Origin of the sequence: Corallococcus exiguus (assembly GCF_009909105.1) — a bacterium.
Taxonomy (GTDB): Bacteria; Myxococcota; Myxococcia; order Myxococcales; family Myxococcaceae; genus Corallococcus; species Corallococcus exiguus.
In genome coordinates, this window is sequence record NZ_JAAAPK010000007.1 from 309,199 (window position 1) to 327,486 (window position 18,288).

The following is an 18,288-nucleotide window of genomic DNA, read 5'->3' on the forward strand; positions in this document are numbered from 1 at the left end:
TCACGGCCCGGGGCGCGAGGCGCCTCGGATCCGCATCGCCCATCCCTTGGGATTGATGCGCACGCTCGCCTCCGCCCCTGGCGTCTCGCGGACCTCTCGGATGCGTCGGGCGGTCTGGGCCCAGTCGCGCTCGGGCCCCCACGGCTCGAAGGTCCAGCGTGGATGGGCCAGCACCACCACGCAGACGCACAGGCCCCCGGCGAAGACGGTCCGGATCCGCCCCAGCGCCGCCACCCAGAGGGTGAGCCCCGCCGGGAGCGCGAACAGCATGTAGCGGGCATCCATCACGTCCGGATCCCGGAGCACGCCGAACGTGGGGAATTCAGCCGCGTCGGCGCGCACATACCAGGTGAGCGGGATCAACACGGAGACGCAGGCGCAGGCGGCCAGCAGCAACACGCGCGGACGCGCGGGCAACCGGCGAAGCCCCAGGACGAGCACGGCGACGAACCCGGACACCACCGCCATCCGCACCGCGAACGGCCAGAAGAAATAGGCCATCGCCCCTCTGTCGCCCAGCACCGGGTGCAGCACATAGCGGTCGTTGAACGTGATCCAGAGGTGCTCCGCCATGCGGGACAGCGGCCAGGTGGAGAAGTCCGCGGCGGGCAAGTCGGCCTGGCGGAGGAGCACCGCGTTCACCCCGGCCGGCACGGTCAGCACCGCCGCCGCCAGTGCCTCCACCACCACTTCGCGCAGGGGCCGGCCATCGCGCCACCGCATCACCCCGCGCAGCAGAAAGACCGGCGCCAGCAACACGCCTTCGCCCGCGCTCGTGGCCACCGCGAGCAGCACCAGCCCGTCGGCGAATCCCAGCGGGCGGTCCAGGTCCTGGAGCGCCACCAGCATGACTCCGTAGAAGAGGACGGAGTGGAGGTTGGCGAGGTTGCCCGTCACCTCCCAGGTGCCCGACAGGAAGCAGAACGCCACGGCGGTGAAGATCCGCACGCCGTCATGGGGCACCAGCCAGCGGCAGCCGTCCCGCGCGATGAGCGCGAACAGTGCCGCGTTGAGGGCCAGGGTGACGAACGCCACCCCCAGCGCGAACGCTTCGATGGGCAGGAGCGCCACGCCCCACGCCAGCAGTCGCGGGACGACATGCAAATAGCCCGCGTAGGGCATGAACGTGGAGCCCAGGCCGTGTTCGAGCACATCCGCCAGGAACCTCCCTCCGTCTTCCGCCCAGAGGTGCGCCTGCGCGAGCCGGGCGTGCGAGCGCAACAGCAGCAATGCGAAGCACATCCCGAGCGCCGTCGCATACGGGGAGCGCAGGCGCTCCCACCCCAGGTGGATGGGACGACGGAGCAGGTGTCCCCACCGGGCGAATGAGTCAATCATCGAGGGCACCCCTATATCATCCGCCCCGATCCCGATGCACGACGGGGCCGGCGCGGCGCCGGTCCCGCCTCCCTCCAAGGGGCTACAGCGCTTCCAGCCGGAACTGCTGGCAGTCGTTGTTGGACCAGGTCCACTGCTGAAGCAAGGTGCCGTCACCGCTGCCCTGCTGGCAGCCCGTCACGTCCAGCACCTTGCCGCTGTGGCGCGCCTCCAGCCGGTGGAAGCCGTTGCCCAGCGCCACCGGCTTGAACTGCTGGTTGCTCCCGCCGCCGTAGGACCACTGCTGGAGCCCCGCGCCGTCCGCCGTGCTCACGTCCTTCACGTCCAGCGCCTTGCCACTGTGGCGCGACACGAAGCGGTAGAAGCCGCTGTCCGTGGCCTCCATGGACCACTGCTGGCTCGCGCCCGTGTGGCACGCCCACTGGTGGATGGTAGCGCCGTCCGCCGTGCTGGGGCCGCTGATGTCCACGCACCGGCCAGAGGCCTTGTTCACCAGCCGGTACGCCCCCGTGCCGCCCGTGCCCTGCGCCACGGAGTAGATGGCGTTGAGCAGCGACGTGCTCCCGGACGTGTCCTGGGACAGCTCCCAGATCATCACGCCGCCGTTCTGCTTCCCCAGCTGCGTCTTCGCCTGGATGGTCGAGATGCCGTTGTAATAGACGTCCCCCACGTTGTCCTTGTAGGGCGCCTGCGAGTCGCGCGCGACGAGTTCCGAATAGCCCACGTAGCTCGACGGCGAGCGCCCGTAGAACGGCACGCCCAGCACCGCCTTCGACGCCGGCAGCCCGCGCCCCTTCCAGTAGTTCAGCGACTGGACCGCCAGGTCATACGTCGAATGCGGCTGCCCGCCGTCGTACGCCATGATGTTGAGGAAATCGACGTCGCTGAACACGGACGCCTGCACGCCGCCGCCCGTGTAGCCGTTGGCCACCACCGCCGCCGTGAGCAGCTTGCCCCGGCTGTGCATGGCCGTGCCCAGCTCGCGCATCAGCGCCGCGTAGTTGTTCCCCGACGTGCCGGGGTCCGGGTACTCCCAGTCGATGTCCACGCCGTCCAGCCCGGCCGCGTTGACGAAGTTCACCACCGTGTTCACGAACGCCGTGCGCGTGCCCGCGTTGGCCGCCATCTGCTCGAAGCCGCTGTCGTTGCCGTCGTTCCAGCCGCCTACGGCGATGAGCACCTTCACACCCTGCGCATGCGCCTGCGTCACCAGCGAGCGCAGCCGAGCGTCAGAGCTGCTCACCCCCGTGAGCCCACCGGACGCCGTGGGCAACGCGAACGCGTAGTTGATGTGAGACAGCTTCGAGTACTGCAGGGCATTCACATCCCCCGCCCACGTCGGCAGGTAGCCCACCACGCGCGTGGACAGCGCGGCCGCCTCCACCTTGCCTACCGGCTCCCCAACGACAGGAGCGTCCTCCGGGCCCGAGCAGCCTCCCAACGATGCGAGAAACACGGCGCCCAGCGCCCACGTCCGGAACGGCGTCGAGGTACGAGACACAGCAGACTCCTGCGAAGGGGTTGAACGGGCTTGACCCGTAAAACCCACTAAGCAGTTTTATCCGGAAGACTCAACGACTCATCCTCTCAGCAGCACCGGCCGCCACCTCCGCGGTAGCGGGCCTGGAGGCGGTCGTTGAAAAACTCCGCGTAGGTCATCACCGCTTTGTCCGGATGGTGACGGCGCATGTGGGCGACGTAGGTGTCGTAATCCGGCACGCCAATCATCGACCGCGCGGTGCGCACGGCCTGCCGCCAGCCGCGCTGGAGCGCCTGCGTGAGTGCGCGCCTCACGGCTTCACCGGGACGGCGGCGGCCACGTAGGGCGTCTCGTGCGACGTGGGCACCGGCGAGCTTCGGGCCCGGAGCGCGGCACGCACGCCGAAGAGGATGGTCGCCACCACCACCCCCATGAAGAACACGGTGAGGCCGGCATCCAGGTAGTCATTGTGGATGATGGCTTCCATCTCCTCCACGGACTTCGCCGGGGCGATGAGACGCCCTTCGGCCACCGCCAGGGAGAAGGCCCGCGCGTGGGCCACGAAGCTCACACGCACGTCACCGCCGAACACCTTCTGGAAGCCGGCGGTGAGCGTGCACAGCACCAGCCACGCGGCGGGGATGCCGGGCACCCAGACGTAGCGCTCGCGCTTCATCTTCACCAGCGCCACGCAGCCCAGCGTGAGCGCCACCGCGGCGAGCATCTGGTTGGCGATGCCGAACAGCGGCCACAGCGTGTTGATGCCGCCCAGCGGATCCACCACGCCCTGGTAGAGGAAGTAGCCCCAGGCGGCCACGCACAGCGCGGTGGCCAGCAGGTTCGCGCCCCAGGACTCGGTGCGCTTGAGCGGCGCGTACACCAGGCCCGCCAGCTCCTGAATCATGAAGCGCCCCACGCGCGTGCCGGCGTCCACGGTGGTGAGGATGAAGAGGGCCTCGAAGAGGATGGCGTAGTGGTACCAGAAGGCCATCATCCCCTTCCCGGACACCAGCCCGTGGAGGATCTGCGCCATGCCCACCGCCAGCGTGGGCGCGCCGCCCGCGCGGGAGAGGATGGTTGTCTCACCGATGTCGCGCGCCGTCTGCTCCAGCACCTCCGGGGTGACGACGAAGCCCCACTGGCTGAGCGTCGCCGCCGCCTGCGCCGCTTCGGTGCCGATGAGCGCCGCCGGCGAGTTCATGGCGAAGTAGACGCCCGGCTCCAGCACCGACGCGGCGATGAGCGCCATGATGGCCACGAAGGCCTCCATCAACATGGCGCCGTAACCCACGAGCTTCGCGTCGCCCTCTGTGGCGAGCATCTTCGGCGTGGTGCCGGACGCGATGAGCGAGTGCCACCCGGACACCGCGCCGCACGCGATGGTGATGAAGAGGAACGGGAACAGACTGCCGGAGAACACCGGGCCGGAGCCGTCCACGAACCGCGTCACCGCCGGCATCTTCAGGTGCGGCGCCGCCAGCACGATGCCCACCGCCAGCAGCAGCACGGTGCCAATCTTGAGGAAGGTGGACAGGTAGTCGCGCGGCGCGAGCAACAGCCACACCGGCAGCACCGCCGCGCAGAACCCGTAGCCGATGAGCAGCCACGCCAGCGTGCGGCTGTCGAAGGTGAACCAGGGGCCCCAGGTCGCGGACTCGGAGACCTGGCCACCCAGCCAGATGCTGAGCATCAGCAGCACGAAGCCGACGATGGACACCTCCAGCACCTTGCCGGGCCGCACGTAGCGCAGGTACAGGCCCATGGCCACCGCGATGGGGATGGTCATCGCCACGGTGAAGGTGCCCCACGGGCTGTGCGTCAGCGCCTTCACCACGACCAGCGCCAGCACCGCGAGGATGATCATCATGATCATCAGCACGCCCACCATGGCCGTCACGCCGGCCGCGGGCCCCAACTCCATGCGCACCATGTCGCCCAGCGACTTGCCGTCGCGGCGCACGGACAGGAACAGCGTCACGAAGTCCTGCACCGCGCCGGCCACCACCACGCCCGCCAGGATCCACAGCGTGCCGGGCAGGTAGCCCATCTGCGCCGCGAGCACCGGGCCCACCAGCGGACCCGCGCCCGCGATGGCCGCGAAGTGGTGGCCGAACACGACCCACCGGTCCGTGGGCACGTAGTCCAGGCCGTCGTTGCGGCGCTCGGCGGGGGTGGCGCGCGAGGGGTCCACCTGGAGCGCTTTTTCGGCAATGAAACGGCCGTAGAAGCGATATCCCAGCATGAAGACCGCGACCGAGGCGACCACCAGCCAGATGGCACTGATGGACTCTCCCCGGTGCAGCGCCACCACGCCCAGACAGAAGGCCCCGACCAGCGCCAGGGCCACCCATCCCAACTTCCGAGCGACTCCACCCATGATGTCTCCCATCAGCGGGCAGGCCACCCCTACCCCGCGCGCGGTTTATAGCGCACGCCCCGCGTCCACCCGTTCCGCTCGCGGTGGGGTGTCGGGTGGTGGAGGAAGTCGGCGCGTAGCCGTTCTCCTCGTCCTCACGGGCCTGCTCGCCGCGTGCGCCACGCCGCAGGCCGTGTCGAAGGCCAGCGCCGCGGACGGGTACGGAGTATGGCGCTCGCGCGGGTACGGATGGCTGCTCACGGTGACGCCGGAGGGCCTGCGCCTGCACCACGAGACGGCGGCGGGGTGCTATCCGGATCCAGCGACACCGGCGGAAGTGGAGGCACTGTTTCCGTTCCGATATCCGAAGCATGACGGGAAGACCCTGGTCGTCGCCGCGGAGAAGAACCGGTCGGACTACTGGTTCGACAGGGTGCCTGCCCTTCCCGCCGGCTGCGACGCGGTCCGCGCGTGGAGCGCCCTGGATGTGTTCGACGTCTTCCGGGCGACCTTCGCGGAGCACTACGCCTATTTCCCCGAGCGCGGACCGGACTGGCTCGCGCGGCTGGATGCCCAGCGCTCGCGGGTGACCCCGGACATGGACGGCCGCGCGCTGTTCACCCTCTTCGCGGATGCACTCCGTTCGCTCAACGACCCGCATGTGGAACTGCTGGCGGACGAGTCCTCCGTGGAGACGCTCCAGTACGAGCCGGCCGCCACGGGCACCTTCGCCATGCTGGAACAAGCGGCCTCGGCCCTGGGTCGTCCGCCGAAAGAGGTGCAGCGGGAATGGATGCGCGCCTATCGCGACGGCATCCTCCAGACCGTGCTGCGAGGAGAGGGGCACGTCGCAGCGAACCAACGCGTCTTCTGGGGCTTCGCGGCCCCCCGCGTCGCCTACCTCAACGTGCTCACCCTGGGCGGATTCATCGACCAGGTAGAGGGCAGGACGCCCACGCTGGCAGAGGAGCGCGCCACGCTACAACCGGTCCTGGACGAAGCGATGACGGCCTTCGAGGGAGCGGAGGCGCTCATCCTGGACGTGAGCAACAACCGGGGTGGCTACGATGGCGTCGCCCATGACATCGCGGTCCGCTTCGCGGGCGGGAGACCCCGGCTCGCGTACTACAAGGAGGCAAAGGGAGCGAAGGGCGCGCCCCTCCAGGCGTTCGTCGTGAGCCGCTGGCCCCTTCCGTCCTTCGAGGGCCCGGTCTACGTGGTGACGAGCGACGTCACCGTCAGCGCGGGTGAGGTCCTCGCGCTGTCCCTGCGCGCCTTGCCCCATATCACCCTGGTAGGGACTCCGACGCGGGGCGCGTTCTCCGACATGCTCATCAAGCCGCTGCCCAACGGGTGGACGGTCTCCCTGTCGAATGAGTTCTACACCAACGTGGAGAGTCAGAACTTCGAGGCACGGGGCCTACCGCCGCAGCGGCCGTTGGAGGTCTTCAGCGACGGCAAGGACCTCTGGCACTCGCATGCGCGCGCCCTCCGTGCGCTGGCGGATTCGCTGGTGCCCCGGAGGCGAAGACCACGCCCTAGGAAGCAGGCAGCCTGTCACGTCGTGCCATCGGGGCCGGGGCGACCTACCTCTCATGCGGAAGCCTTCACCTCCGTTCGAAGAGGAGCACGTCCGATGCCGACCCGGTCCCCCACTCGCAAGAGCGTCACGCGCACGCGGCGCCTGAAGGATCCGAAGGGCGGCCTCACCGCGGCGGGCCGCGAGTGGTTCCACGAGAAGGAAGGCGCGAACCTCAAGCCCGGTGTGAAGGGCGAGGCGGACACGCCGGAGAAGATGCGCAGAAAGGGCAGCTTCCTGCGCCGCCACTTCGCGCATCCGCGCGGGCCCATGGTGGATGCCAAGGGCAAGCCCACGCGCCTTGCCCTGTCCGCTCGCGCATGGGGCGAACCCGTGCCGAAGGACAACGCGGGAGCGAAGCGGCTCGCCACCAAGGGCACGAAGCTGCTGGAGCGCTACCACGCGACGCAGGAGCGCGCGAAGCCCGCCGCAAAACGCTCCGGCGCCAAGAAGACGCGGACCGCCGTCGCGGCCCGCAGGGCGACGGCGAAGAAGCGCGCGTCCCCCACCGCGAGGAAGACCGCGACCCGGAAGCGCGCGAAGCTTTCCTGAAGCCGCGCCATCGCCTCACCGCCGGAGCGCGCGAGGGACACCTGCCCGAGGAAGCGTGACGTAGTCCGACGGTTCGAAGTGCTCCACCCGGTGGCGGAAGGCTGTGGTGGAGCCGGGCCAGAGGGCGGAGTTTCGCCCCGAGGCATCCATGTACCAGCTCCGGCATCCCCCCTGGTTCCACACCGTGCTGGACAGTCGCGCCTCCAGGTCGCGCACGAAGGCGTCCTGGGCTCCTGGATCCGGCTCCACGGCGGCGGCGCCCCGGGCCTCCAGGTAGCGCAGCGCGCCCAGCACGTGCTCCACCTGGGCCTCCATCATCAACAGCACGGAGGTGTGGCCCAGGGTGGTGTGGGGCCCCTGAAGCAGGAAGAGGTTGGGGAAGCCGCTCACGGTGGTGCCCAGGAAGGCCCGGGGGCTGCCCGCCCACACCTGCGCGAGCGTCCGGCCGTCACGGCCGTGGATGTGGTGCCCCATGGGCATGTCCGTCGCCTGGAACCCGGTGCCGAAGATGAGCGTGTCCACCGGATGGACGGCGCCATCGCCGGTGACGACCGCGTCCTCGCGCACCTCGCAGATGGACGCGGTGACGACCTCCACGTTCGGGCGCGTGAGGGCCGGCAGATAGTCGTCTGAGACGAGGATGCGCTTGCACCCCATCGTGTACCGGGGCGTGAGCCGGTCGCGCAGCGAAGGATCCTTCACCGTCTTCAGCATGTGCCGGAGCACCCAGGGCTGCGCGAGCCGGAGGATCCACGGGTGCTGGAAGCCCAGGGCCAGGCTTTCGCGCAGGATGCGCAGCGCCCCACGAAGGAGCCACCGCGCGCCCGGCACCCACCGGTACAGGGCCTTTCGCAGGGCGCTGTTGGGTTTGTCGCCCCGGGGCAAGACCCATGCGGGCGTGCGCTGGAAGAGGACGAGCCGGCCCACCTCCGGCTGGATGGCCGGCACGATCTGCACCGCCGACGCGCCCGTGCCCACCACCCCCACCTGACGCCCAGCCAGCGCGTAGCCCGCATCCCACCGCGCCGAGTGCATCACCTTGCCCCGGAAGCGCTCCAACCCGGGCAGGGGTGGAATCACGGGCTCGCTCAACGTGCCCACCGCCGCCACGAGAGCGTCCGCGGTGAGGGTGCCGTGAGATGTCTCCAGCACCCAGCGCCGAGCCGTCACGTCCCACTTCGCGCGGAGGACCGCGTGCCCCAAGCGTAGGAAGGGCGCGAGCTGGAAGTGCCGCACACAGTCGCGCAGGTACTCCTGGATCTCCCAGCCCGGTGAGTAGGCGCGCGACCAGCCGGGGTTCGGCGCGAAGGAGAACGAATACAGCAGCGATTGCACGTCGCACGCGCAGCCGGGGTAGACGTTGTCACGCCAGACGCCCCCCACGTCATCCGCGCGCTCCAGGACGACGAAGTCGTCGTTGCCTTCCTGCCTCAAACGGATGGCCATGCCCAACCCTGCGAAGCCCGCGCCCACGATGGCGACGCGCACGTGCTGCGGAAGACGGGGAGCCACCGGATGGACCTCCTGGATGCGAAGGGGCGCGAAGCCCCCGACCTTCATGCTGTGCACATTCCACCCGGCTCGGCCCCCCGGGTCGAGGGGCCTGCCCACGCGCGTCCCCAAGCCTGTCCGACTGTCGGATAGGTTCGCGAGGCGTAGGATGCCCCGCCGTGACGACACCTCCGCCCTTCGCGCCCCGCCTGCGCACGGTCACGTCAGCGGACGAACCGTTCCTCTTCACGCTCTACGCGAGCACGCGCGAGCAGGAGCTGTCCGCGTGGGGCTGGCCGCCCGCGCAAGCGGAACTGTTCCTGCGCATGCAGCACCAGGCACAGGCCCGCCACTACGCGGCGACCTATTCCCCGGAGGGCCACGCCATCATCGAAGTGGAGGGAGTGCCCGTGGGCCGCCAGTGGCTGGTGCGCACCTCCGCGGAGCTGCTGCTCCTGGACGTGACCCTGCTTCCCACGCGGCGGGGACAAGGCCTGGGCACGCACCTGCTGAACGCGATTCAAGCGGAGTCAGCGCGGGCGCGCGTGCCGGTGCGGTTGCACGTCACGCGCGACAATCCGGCGCTGCGGCTCTACACCCGGCACGGCTTCACGCTCGTGCCGGGAAGCGACCCGGCGTCGCCGTACCTGGAGCTCCAGTGGCGGGCTCTAGAGGGCGACGCATGAACCGGCGGCAGGTGAGCACGCCGGTCCCGTGAGGCCCCGCGCCTACAGCCCCAGCAGCGTCTCGGGTTCCGGGGCGATGGTCTGGAGGAAGTAGCCGCCCATGCCCACGGTGGCGTTGACGTTCGACGTCGTGCCCGGGACGGTTCCGCCCCCGTTGCCACCACTCCCGCCGCTGCCGCCCCCTCCGCCGCCCGGAACGATGGTGGTCGGGCCTCCCGAAGGATCCGCATTGGTCCCCGCCGCGCCTCCCGCCACCGCCACGGAGCCCGTCACGCTGGGGGTCGTCGAGGAGATGAAGTGGACGATGCCACCTCCGCCGCCGCCACCACCGCCTTCACCCGTGCCGCCGTTGCCGTTGAAGCCATTCGCGCCCTTGCCGCCCATCGCCTTGATGGTCCCCCCCAGCGTGATGCTTCCCTTGGCCGCGACCACGACGATGCCGCCACCGCCGCCGCCCGTGCCCACGATGGACACGCCGCTGGTCCCCGGGTTCACACCGTCCTCACCGAACGCGTCGATGGACCCACCCACGGGGATGCGGATGTTGCCGCGAGCCGCCAGCATCAGCGCGCCGCCCCCCGCGCCACCATCGGCATTGGGCCCCGCGTAGATTCGCGCACCGGCTCCGCCTGACGCCGACTGCACCCGGCGCACCTGGGCGCCCTGGAACGACGTCAGCCCCGCGCCACCGTTGTACGTGGTCGCCGCCGTCCGGGCGACGCCTGGAGGGGCCTCACCGCCGCCCAGGTCCTCCGCTCCGGGCAGCACGGTCACCTTGCCGCTCACCGTGATGTCGCCAGTGGAGCGCAGCACCGTGCCACTCGGGAGGATCAACGTCCCGGCGATGTTGATGTTGCTGAACTGGAGGTTGAACCCCGACGGCAGCTGGGACACGCCCGTCGAACTGGAGAGGTCCACCGTCTGGCCCACGCTCACGTTGAACGCCCCCGCCGAACCGTCGCCGTAGAGCCCCTGCGTGCCCGCCGGGCCCTGCGGCCCCTGCGCCCCCGAGGCGCCCGTGGAACCCTGGGGACCCGCGGGGCCGGTCGCACCGGCAGGTCCAATCGCGCCAGTCGCTCCCGTGGGCCCCGCCGCGCCCGTGTCACCCTTCGGACCCGCGGGGCCGGTCGCACCGGCAGGTCCAATCGCGCCAGTCGCTCCCGTGGGCCCTGCCGCGCCCGTGTCGCCCTTCGCGCCAGCAGGGCCGGTCGCACCGGCGGGTCCAATCGCGCCAGTCGCTCCCGTGGGCCCTGCCGAGCCCGTGGTGCCCGTGTCACCCTTCGGACCCGCGGGGCCGGTCGCGCCAGCGGGTCCGACCGCGCCGGTCGCACCCGTGGCTCCAGTGGGACCTGCCGCGCCCGTGGCGCCCGTGTCACCCTTCGCGCCAGCAGGGCCTGTGGCTCCCACCGAGCCCGTATCTCCCTTCGCTCCCGTGTCGCCCTTCGCTCCCGTCGGACCCGCGGGACCGACAGCACCCGTGTCGCCCTTCGCCCCCACGTCGCCCTTCGCGCCCGCGGGGCCCGTGTCGCCCTTCGCTCCCGCAGGACCGGTGGGCCCCGAGGCGCCCTGCGGCCCCATGGGGCCCATCAACCCGATGGGACCCTGGGGACCTGTCGCGCCCGCCGGGCCCTGCACGCCCTGAGACCCCTGGGGACCGGGCGCGCCAGCAGCACCCGACAGGCCCTGCGGACCCTCGGGGCCCAGCAGGCCGGGTTCACCCGTGGCGCCCTTCTCACCTCGTGGGCCGGCCGACCCCTGGGGACCTGTCGCTCCCGCGGGCCCCGGAGGCCCTTCCGGTCCCACCGGCCCATCGCCCGTCTCTCCCGTGCAGGCGGACACCATCAACGTCGCGCAGAGCGACAGCACACCAAAACGCGAGAACGCCCCACGAATGGGCAAGAAAGCTCGAAGCGACATGGACCAGGTCCTCCCCAACGACAGGCGGTGCGGCGACGTGCGGCGTAGGAAAAAGGGCCGTCACGGAGCGTGAAGCTTCGCACACGTTGGGTTGGTTTGCCTGATGACGCGCCGCGGTCTTTCATCAGGGGGCTGCCCATGGTCTGTTCGCTGGCACACACCAGCCGTCACACCAGGGGGCACCATGTCCACGCCGTACATTGGGCAGATCATCATGTTTGGAGGCGACTTCGCGCCGAAGGGTTGGATGCCCTGCAACGGTGCGCTGCTGTCCATCGCGCAGAACCAGGCGCTCTTCGCCATCCTGGGGACCACCTACGGCGGCGACGGGATAACGACGTTCGCGCTGCCGGACCTGCGCGGCCGCTTCCCCATGCAGCCCGGCCAGGGCCCCGGTCTCGCGCCGCACTCGCTGGGTGAGATGGCCGGCCAGCAGCAGGTGACGCTCCTCTCCTCCCAGATGCCCGCGCACACCCACCCGCTGATGGCCAGCATGCAGGAAGGCAACACGGAGAGCCCGGAGGGCGCGTACCTCGCGGCCGTCCCCCCCGGCACCCTCCCCGCGCCTTATGTCACGACCCCCAGCACGGTGATGGGCCACCAGGCCGTGGGCATCGCTGGCGGCAACCAGCCGGTGCCCATCGAGAACCCGTACCTCTGCGTGAACTTCATCATCGCGATCGAAGGCGTCTTCCCCTCGCGCGGCTGAAGCCCACCGCAGGAGGGCGCCACGCCAGCAGCACGGCCCCTCTTTCGCGCTTCAGGGCCCCACCACTTCCGCCCGCGTGATGCGGTCCAACCGGAAGTGGCGCCGCTCTCCGGACGCGAGGTCCACCGCGTCCAGCCGGGTCTCGTGCCGGTCCATCACCACGGACTCGACGCGCACCTCGCGCACCGTCTCCAGGAAGTTGCTGTCCACGTAGGTGATGCGCAGCGGCTGGCGCTCGAACCACGCGCGCTCCAGGGCCTCGCGCACGGGCTTGCGAGTGGGCAGGGACGGCACGCCCAGGAACGTCAGCTCACGAAGCCGGGCCAGCAGCTCCCGCTGCGCGGACGTGGACAGCGCGGAGCGCACCTTGTCCAGCGCCGACTCCAGCGTCCCCGTGAAGGGCAACAGCCGCATGTCGATGGCGAATCTCCCCAGCGCCACCACCAGCGCCGCCTCGCGCGCGGTGAAGTTCACCGGCGGCAGGCTGTAGCCCCGGTCCAGCGCGTAGCCACCGCCCCGGCCCCGCTCCGCGCCCACCGGCAGCGCCGCGGCGCGCAACGCGTCCAGGTCCCGGTAGATGGTCCGCACCGTCACGCTGAAGCGCTCCGCCAGCACCTCCGCGGTGACGCCGGTACGGCGGCCCCTCAGGTACTCGGCGAGGGCGAAGAGTCGCTCGGTGCGCTGCATGACGATGAATCCTGACATACCGCTGTCAGCCGGTGCCCTCAAGCTGGGGCCGAGCCCCAGCGATGCGAAGCCCTTCCGACAGCGCCATGCCGCTCCTGTCCGCCCACCCTTGCGAAGCGGGCCCTCGCGCGCCTATGAGCGCCCGGAGCAGCGCCCGCGCGCCGCGCCTTCCGTCCCTTGAGTCCCCGCCCATGGTCCCGCCGCCCCATCCGCTGGAGGACGAGTGGTTGTGGGGATGGGACCCCACGCCGGGCATCGTGTCCGTCTGGGCGGAGCCGGACGGGCGAGCCTTCATCTGGAAGCGGCAGCAGGGCACGCACGCGAGGCTGCGCGAGGACGCGAGGTACCGGCCCTGGGTGCTGCTCGCGTCGCTTCAAGACCTGGAGCACCTGGGGGACGCGCTCCGCCCGGAAGGCATGCCGCCGGTGCCGGGCGCGATGACTTTCCGTGAACTGGAGGGCCCCGGCGCGCTGCGCTTCCTCGTCAGCGCGGATGACGGCCGCGCGCTGGCGTCCGCGGTGCTCAAGGGCGCATCGAAGCGGTTGGATCAACGCGTGGGTCACCTGCGCGACCTGGGCCCGGCCGCGGCGCTGGTGCTGCCTCCGGAGGAGCAGTACCTGGTGGCCACCGGCCGCACATATTTTCGCGACCTGGTCTTCGACGACCTGCGAAGGCTCCAGTTCGACCTGGAGACCACCGGCCTGGACCCCTCCAGGGACCGCATCTTCCTCGTGGCGGTGAGGGATCCGGACGGCCGAGCGGAGACGCTGGAGGTGACGGCGGACGGAGACGCGGGAGAGGCGGACCTGTTGCGCCGGCTGGTCGCGCGCATCCGAGAGGCCGACCCCGACGTGGTGGAGAACCACAACCTGCACGGCTTCGACCTGCCCTTCCTGGACCAACGCGCGAAGCGGCTGAACGTGTCGCTGGCGCTGGGCCGAGCGGGGCTGCCGGGCCTGCGCCATCGCCCGTCCGCGAGGGGCGCCGCGCTGAACCGAGGGCCCGGAGGCCGTGACGCGGACGCCATGCGCCGCGCGCGCTACACCGTCCCCGGCCGCGAGTTCATCGACACGCTGGACGCCGTGCGCCGCCACGACTTCGCCGCCCGCGACCTGCCCGGCCACGGACTCAAGGCGGTGGCGCGGCACCTGGGCCTGTCCGGGCCCGACCGCGAGCTCATCCCCGGCGCGCGCGTGCACGAGGTCTTCCTGAAGGACCCGGAGCGCGTGCGCCGCTACGCGCGCGAGGACGTGACGGAGGCCGCGGGGCTGGCGCACCTCATGGGCGGCGCGGCGTTCGCGCTCGCGCGCATGGCCCCCCGGCGCTACGAGCGGCTGGCGGACGCGGGACCGGCGACGGGCGTGTTGGATCCGCTGCTGGTGCGCGCCTACGTGCGCTCGGGCGCGGCGCTGCCCGGGCACGAATCCGGCGACGGCACGTCCCACAGCGGCGCGGCGCTGCACCTGTTCGCCACCGGCGTCGCGCGGCACATCGTGAAGGCGGACGTGGCAAGCCTCTACCCGTCGCTGATGCGCCAGTACCGCATCGGGCCGAAGCGCGACCGGCTGAACGCGCTGCTCGCGCTGGTGGACCGGCTGGTGGATCAGCGCCTGGACGCGAAGGCCAAGGGGAAGAAGGCCCCGCCCGGCTCTCCGGAGCGCCACACATACGAAGCCATCTCCGCGGCGATGAAGCTGCTGATCAACTCCGCCTACGGCTACATGGGCGCGGTGGGCCTCACCCGCTTCTCGGACGTGCACGCCGCCAACGAGGTGACGCGGCGCGGACGCGAACTCTTGGGCCTGATGTGCCGCGAGCTGGCCCAACGGGGCGTGACACTGCTGGAGGCCGACACGGACGGCGTCTACTTCGCGGTGCCAGAAACCTGGGCGGAGACCGACGAGCGCCGCGTGGTGTCCGAAGTCGCGGCCCTGCTGCCGCCGCGCGTGAAGCTGGAGTTCGACGGGCGCTACGCCGCCATGCTGTCGCACGAACCGAAGAACTACGCGCTCCAGCCCTACACCGGGCCCCTGCTGCTGCGCGGCGTGGCCTTCCGCTCCAGCCGCGCGGAGCCCTATGGAGAAGACTTCCTGCGCCGGGCCCTCCAGCACCTGCTGGCCGGCGACGTGCGCACCGTGCGCGACACGTACGTGGACGCGGTGATGGCGCTCCGGCGGCGCCGGGTGCCCACCTTCGAGGTCTCCGCGCAGGTGCGGCTGACCAAGTCCCCCTCGCAGTACCTGGCCACGCGCAAGCAGCGCAGGGAGCTGCCGTACGAAGCGCTGCTCACGAACGGCCGCGAGCACTGGTCCCTGGGCGAGCGCGTGCGCATCTACCGCGCCACCGGCGGCCGCGCGGGCCTGCTCCCGGAAGCACTCACCGAGGACGGCGAAATCGCCCCGCGCCCCGCTCCAGGCGAGCCCGCGGGCGACGACGCGCGCGACTACGACGTCGAGTACTACGTGCGCCAGCTCAAGGACTCGTTCGCGGCCCGGCTCGCGCGAGGCCTGGCCCCGGAGGACTTCGCCACCGTGTTCGCGGACCCCGACCAGCCCTCCCTCTTCACTCCGTCGCTCGCGGACGCGCGGCCCGTGCTCACCGTCGTGAGAGAGCCCCGAGGCCCGGAGTTCGGTGAGGACAGCCAGGTGGTTGGAGCCCCGCCCTTCTCACCGTGACTGGAACCCTGCCGTGTCCCGGTTGCTCCGGGAGTCAGTGGGAGGCTTCTGCTACGTTGCGTCAACTTCGATGGTCTTCTCGTTGATGAAGCGTCTCCCGCCGCGCGCGCTGGTGGTTCCCGGCACCGTGGCCCTGCTGCTCCTGCTTCCCTGGCTCATCTATTGGAGCGCGGTCATCCACCGGTATGGCCTGCGTGACGACTACGCCATCCTGCGCGAGGCGCGCGAGGAGCCAGGGAAGATCCTCCGTTTCTGCGCGTCGCAGGGCCGCCCGCTCTACGGCTGGATGCTGGAGGTGTCCGCGAAGGCGGCCAACGGCATCGACGGGCTGGTGGGACTGCGGCTGATGGGCGTGGCCGGCCTGGGAGTGCTCGCGGCGGCGGTGTTCCTGCTGCTGCGCAAGGAGGGCTGGCGGACGGGCTCCGCCGCGCTGCTGGCGGGGTTCCTCACGGTCACGCCGTCCGCGCAGGTCATCGCCAACTGGAGCATCTGCTGGCCGCAGGCCCTGGCGCTGATGCTGGGCCTGGGCGCGTTCGCCTTCGCCCGCCGCGCCATCGGTCCGCCGGGAGCGGAGGCCTCCGTCCGGTGGCCGTACGCGGTGGCCGCGGTGGGGAGCATGGCAAGCGCGACGCTCATCTATCAGGTGAGCGGCCTGTTCTCCGCGGTGCTGCTGGCGGCGGCGCTGGTGGTGCACCGCGACGTGTCGCTGAAGGACACGGCGCGATGGATGCTCAAGCACCTGCTGGTGATGGCCGCGGGCCTGGCGCTCGCGTACGCCGTCACGCAGGTGCTGTTCAAGGCGGGCATCTTCCCGCCCTCGCCCCGGCTCAGCTTCGAGAAGCACTGGGTGGACAAGACCGTCTGGGCGCTCATGCACGTGTTCCCCAACGCGCTCGCGCTGTCCGCGCTCAACGAGGCGCCGCTGGGCGATATGGACGGCTACTGGGCCATGGTGGTGCTGACGCTGACGCTCCTGGGCGTGGGCATCGCGGTGGAGGGGCGCCGCTCGGGGCTCGGAGGCGTGGGGCGCTGGCTGCTGGCGCTGGTGACGCTGTCGGGCGTGGCGTACTCGGTGAGCTTCCTCGCCGGGGAGCGGTGGCCCACCTACCGCACGCTCAACGCGCTCACGGGCGTGTGGGCCGTGTTCTTCGCCGCGTCGCTGGTGAACCTGGGCACCATCTGGCCCAGGCATGGCCCGCGCATGGCCACGGGCCTGCTCACCGCGTTCGTGGCCTTCAGCGCCCTGCTCGCGCACGAGCAGTCCCTGGAGCTGTTCGCCCTGCCCCAGGGCCGGGAGCTGGCGGTGATGGCGCAGGGCGCGAGCCTCGTCGTCCCGGACAGGAAGCCGCGCGTCTTCGTCCTCACCGCGAAGCAGTCGGACTCCACCGCGCCCTTCCACTATCTGGACGAGTTCGGCTCCGTCTCCGTGGACGCGGAGTGGGTGGCCAAGGAGATGCTCAAGGCCCTGGTGAAGGAGCGCTTCCCCCGCGAGCGCGACGTGAGCGGCCTCTACCGCTTCGCCGCCGGCCCCGTCGCCCCGGAGCCGCGCAACTACGACATCCTCATCGACATGCGCCGCCAGCACGTGAGCGCCGTAAACCCCATTCTCCAGAAACCCCGCTAGCTCCCCGCGCGTCAGGGGAATCCCTGAGGCGTGCGCTCGGCTCCCACCCGGATTTCCGGGGAGATTCGCGCGGCCGGGAGCAACCGGCACCGAGCGGTGCAGGATCGCTCCCACCGGCGGCGTGAATCCGGGTAATGAATCGAGGAGTGAGTTCCACCGCTTCCGCTTCCGCATGTCCCGGGGGCAGCCCCGTCCCGCGTCGCGGAAGCGGGCACGGCTTCCCCCTGGCGGCAGGAGATGCCCGCTGATGGGCGGTGAACGTCCGGTGCGGCACGACTGGGTGTACCTGGGCGCCAACTGGGCGGAGGCCCTGCGCTCGCCCCTGGTCCCGGACGTCCTCGCGCACATCACGGCGTGGAGGGATCAGGGCCGGCCCTTCGCCGTCGCCCGGCAGGAGCCGCCGGACCAGGAGGACGACCTGAGGCTGGGGCTCACCCTGCCCGACCGCCGCCACCTGTCGCTGCACGGGGCCCTGTCCGCCGTGGAGCGCCACCTGCCGCCGCCCACGGTGCAGGAGGTGCGCGCCTCCGCCCCCGCGGCCTGGGGCCCTGCCCTGGATGACGTCATCGCCCTGGGCACCGCGCTGGATTTGACGGTGGGCGTGTTCGGTTCGCTGGCCTGGCAGCACCGCTCGGGCGTGCCCTTCGTGCGGCCGCTGTCGGACGTGGACCTGCTGTTCGCCCCCGCGCGCTGGTCGGACGTGGAGCGGCTGCTGTTCGGCCTGGAAGCGGTGTCCCGGCGCCACTCGGTGGTGCGCCTGGACGGCGAGGTGCTGCTGCCCGACGGCGGCGCCGTGTCCTGGCGTGAGCTGGCGCTGGAGCCCGAGCGCATCTGGGTCACCGGCCCCCGCGGCGCCAGCCCCCGCACGCTCCGCGAGCTGCGCGCCCTCTTCCCCTCCGAGTCCTGAAACACGCGAAGGAAGCACGCGCCGCGTGAATAGGCGCGCCCGCCGCCACGTCACGCAAGCCGCCGTCACAACCCGTTTCCACCGCCCATTTCGAATGACTCGCGGGGCGCTTCACGCTCCGCGCGACACACGGGCGCGTCACCTCCCTGGACAAACCCGGAAGAACGTGAAGGCCGAGGCCGCGTTGCGTCTTTCATCAACAAGACCCTGGGGTTGTAACGGACACAGGGCAGGCGACAGGGCGGGCTCCCGGCGTCTGGCCCGCTCGGGTCGGCCGCCCAATTGTC

The 18,288-nt window shown here is 71.0% G+C and carries 13 protein-coding genes; 6 read left to right on the forward strand and 7 right to left on the reverse strand.

Going from position 1 to position 18,288, the window contains the following annotated elements; all coding sequences use genetic code 11:
* The 4 genes from GTZ93_RS25665 to GTZ93_RS25680 form a co-directional block, all read right to left on the reverse strand.
* Window positions 1-1,338, reverse strand: coding sequence for a hypothetical protein (locus GTZ93_RS25665; protein ID WP_161663049.1), 1,338 nt, complete (start codon window positions 1,336-1,338; stop codon window positions 1-3).
* Between the two features lie 82 nt (window positions 1,339-1,420).
* Window positions 1,421-2,839: an RICIN domain-containing protein gene (locus GTZ93_RS25670; RefSeq protein ID WP_139916268.1), complete on the reverse strand. Its 1,419-nt coding sequence runs from the start codon at window positions 2,837-2,839 to the stop codon at window positions 1,421-1,423.
* A gap of 86 nt (window positions 2,840-2,925) precedes the next feature.
* On the reverse strand, window positions 2,926-3,132 hold the full coding sequence (locus GTZ93_RS25675) for a YbdD/YjiX family protein (protein WP_120577622.1): 207 nt from the start codon (window positions 3,130-3,132) through the stop codon (window positions 2,926-2,928).
* Complete coding sequence (locus GTZ93_RS25680) at window positions 3,129-5,195, reverse strand: carbon starvation CstA family protein (protein ID WP_139916269.1); 2,067 nt, start codon at window positions 5,193-5,195, stop codon at window positions 3,129-3,131. The genes GTZ93_RS25675 and GTZ93_RS25680 overlap by 4 nt, the downstream gene beginning before the upstream one ends.
* On the opposite strand from GTZ93_RS25680, the gene GTZ93_RS25685 reads away from it, so the two are divergent.
* Complete coding sequence (locus GTZ93_RS25685; protein WP_180946020.1) at window positions 5,194-7,305, forward strand: DUF6321 domain-containing protein; 2,112 nt, start codon at window positions 5,194-5,196, stop codon at window positions 7,303-7,305. The genes GTZ93_RS25680 and GTZ93_RS25685 overlap by 2 nt on opposite strands.
* 15 nt (window positions 7,306-7,320) lie before the next feature.
* On the opposite strand, the gene GTZ93_RS25695 is transcribed toward GTZ93_RS25685, so the two are convergent.
* Window positions 7,321-8,865: a flavin-containing monooxygenase gene (locus GTZ93_RS25695; protein ID WP_167548381.1), complete on the reverse strand. Its 1,545-nt coding sequence runs from the start codon at window positions 8,863-8,865 to the stop codon at window positions 7,321-7,323.
* 110 nt (window positions 8,866-8,975) lie between these two features.
* Between GTZ93_RS25695 and GTZ93_RS25700 the strand changes: the two genes are divergently transcribed.
* Window positions 8,976-9,482 (forward strand): GNAT family N-acetyltransferase, encoded by a 507-nt coding sequence (locus GTZ93_RS25700; RefSeq protein WP_257979048.1) that lies wholly within the window; start codon window positions 8,976-8,978, stop codon window positions 9,480-9,482.
* 42 nt (window positions 9,483-9,524) lie between these two features.
* On the opposite strand, the gene GTZ93_RS25705 is transcribed toward GTZ93_RS25700, so the two are convergent.
* On the reverse strand, window positions 9,525-11,399 hold the full coding sequence (locus GTZ93_RS25705; RefSeq protein WP_161663050.1) for a collagen-like domain-containing protein: 1,875 nt from the start codon (window positions 11,397-11,399) through the stop codon (window positions 9,525-9,527).
* 184 nt (window positions 11,400-11,583) lie between these two features.
* Between GTZ93_RS25705 and GTZ93_RS25710 the strand changes: the two genes are divergently transcribed.
* On the forward strand, window positions 11,584-12,108 hold the full coding sequence (locus GTZ93_RS25710) for a phage tail protein (RefSeq protein ID WP_161663051.1): 525 nt from the start codon (window positions 11,584-11,586) through the stop codon (window positions 12,106-12,108).
* Window positions 12,109-12,159: 51 nt separating this feature from the next.
* Here the strand turns inward: GTZ93_RS25710 and GTZ93_RS25715 are convergent, their stop codons facing one another.
* Window positions 12,160-12,795, reverse strand: a complete 636-nt coding sequence (locus GTZ93_RS25715; RefSeq protein WP_120599904.1) for a helix-turn-helix transcriptional regulator — start codon at window positions 12,793-12,795, stop codon at window positions 12,160-12,162.
* 191 nt (window positions 12,796-12,986) lie between these two features.
* Here GTZ93_RS25715 and GTZ93_RS25720 point away from each other — a divergent pair, with 191 nt between their 5' ends.
* The 3 genes from GTZ93_RS25720 to mdcG all read left to right on the forward strand — a co-directional run bounded on the left by GTZ93_RS25720 (window position 12,987) and on the right by mdcG (window position 18,001).
* Window positions 12,987-15,470 (forward strand): ribonuclease H-like domain-containing protein, encoded by a 2,484-nt coding sequence (locus GTZ93_RS25720; protein WP_139918498.1) that lies wholly within the window; start codon window positions 12,987-12,989, stop codon window positions 15,468-15,470.
* A gap of 85 nt (window positions 15,471-15,555) precedes the next feature.
* Window positions 15,556-17,094 (forward strand): hypothetical protein, encoded by a 1,539-nt coding sequence (locus tag GTZ93_RS25725; protein ID WP_167548410.1) that lies wholly within the window; start codon window positions 15,556-15,558, stop codon window positions 17,092-17,094.
* 247 nt (window positions 17,095-17,341) lie between these two features.
* A complete protein-coding gene (gene mdcG, locus GTZ93_RS25730) occupies window positions 17,342-18,001 on the forward strand; it encodes a malonate decarboxylase holo-[acyl-carrier-protein] synthase (RefSeq protein ID WP_161663052.1) in 660 nt (219 codons plus the stop codon).
* Window positions 18,002-18,288 lie beyond the last annotated feature (287 nt).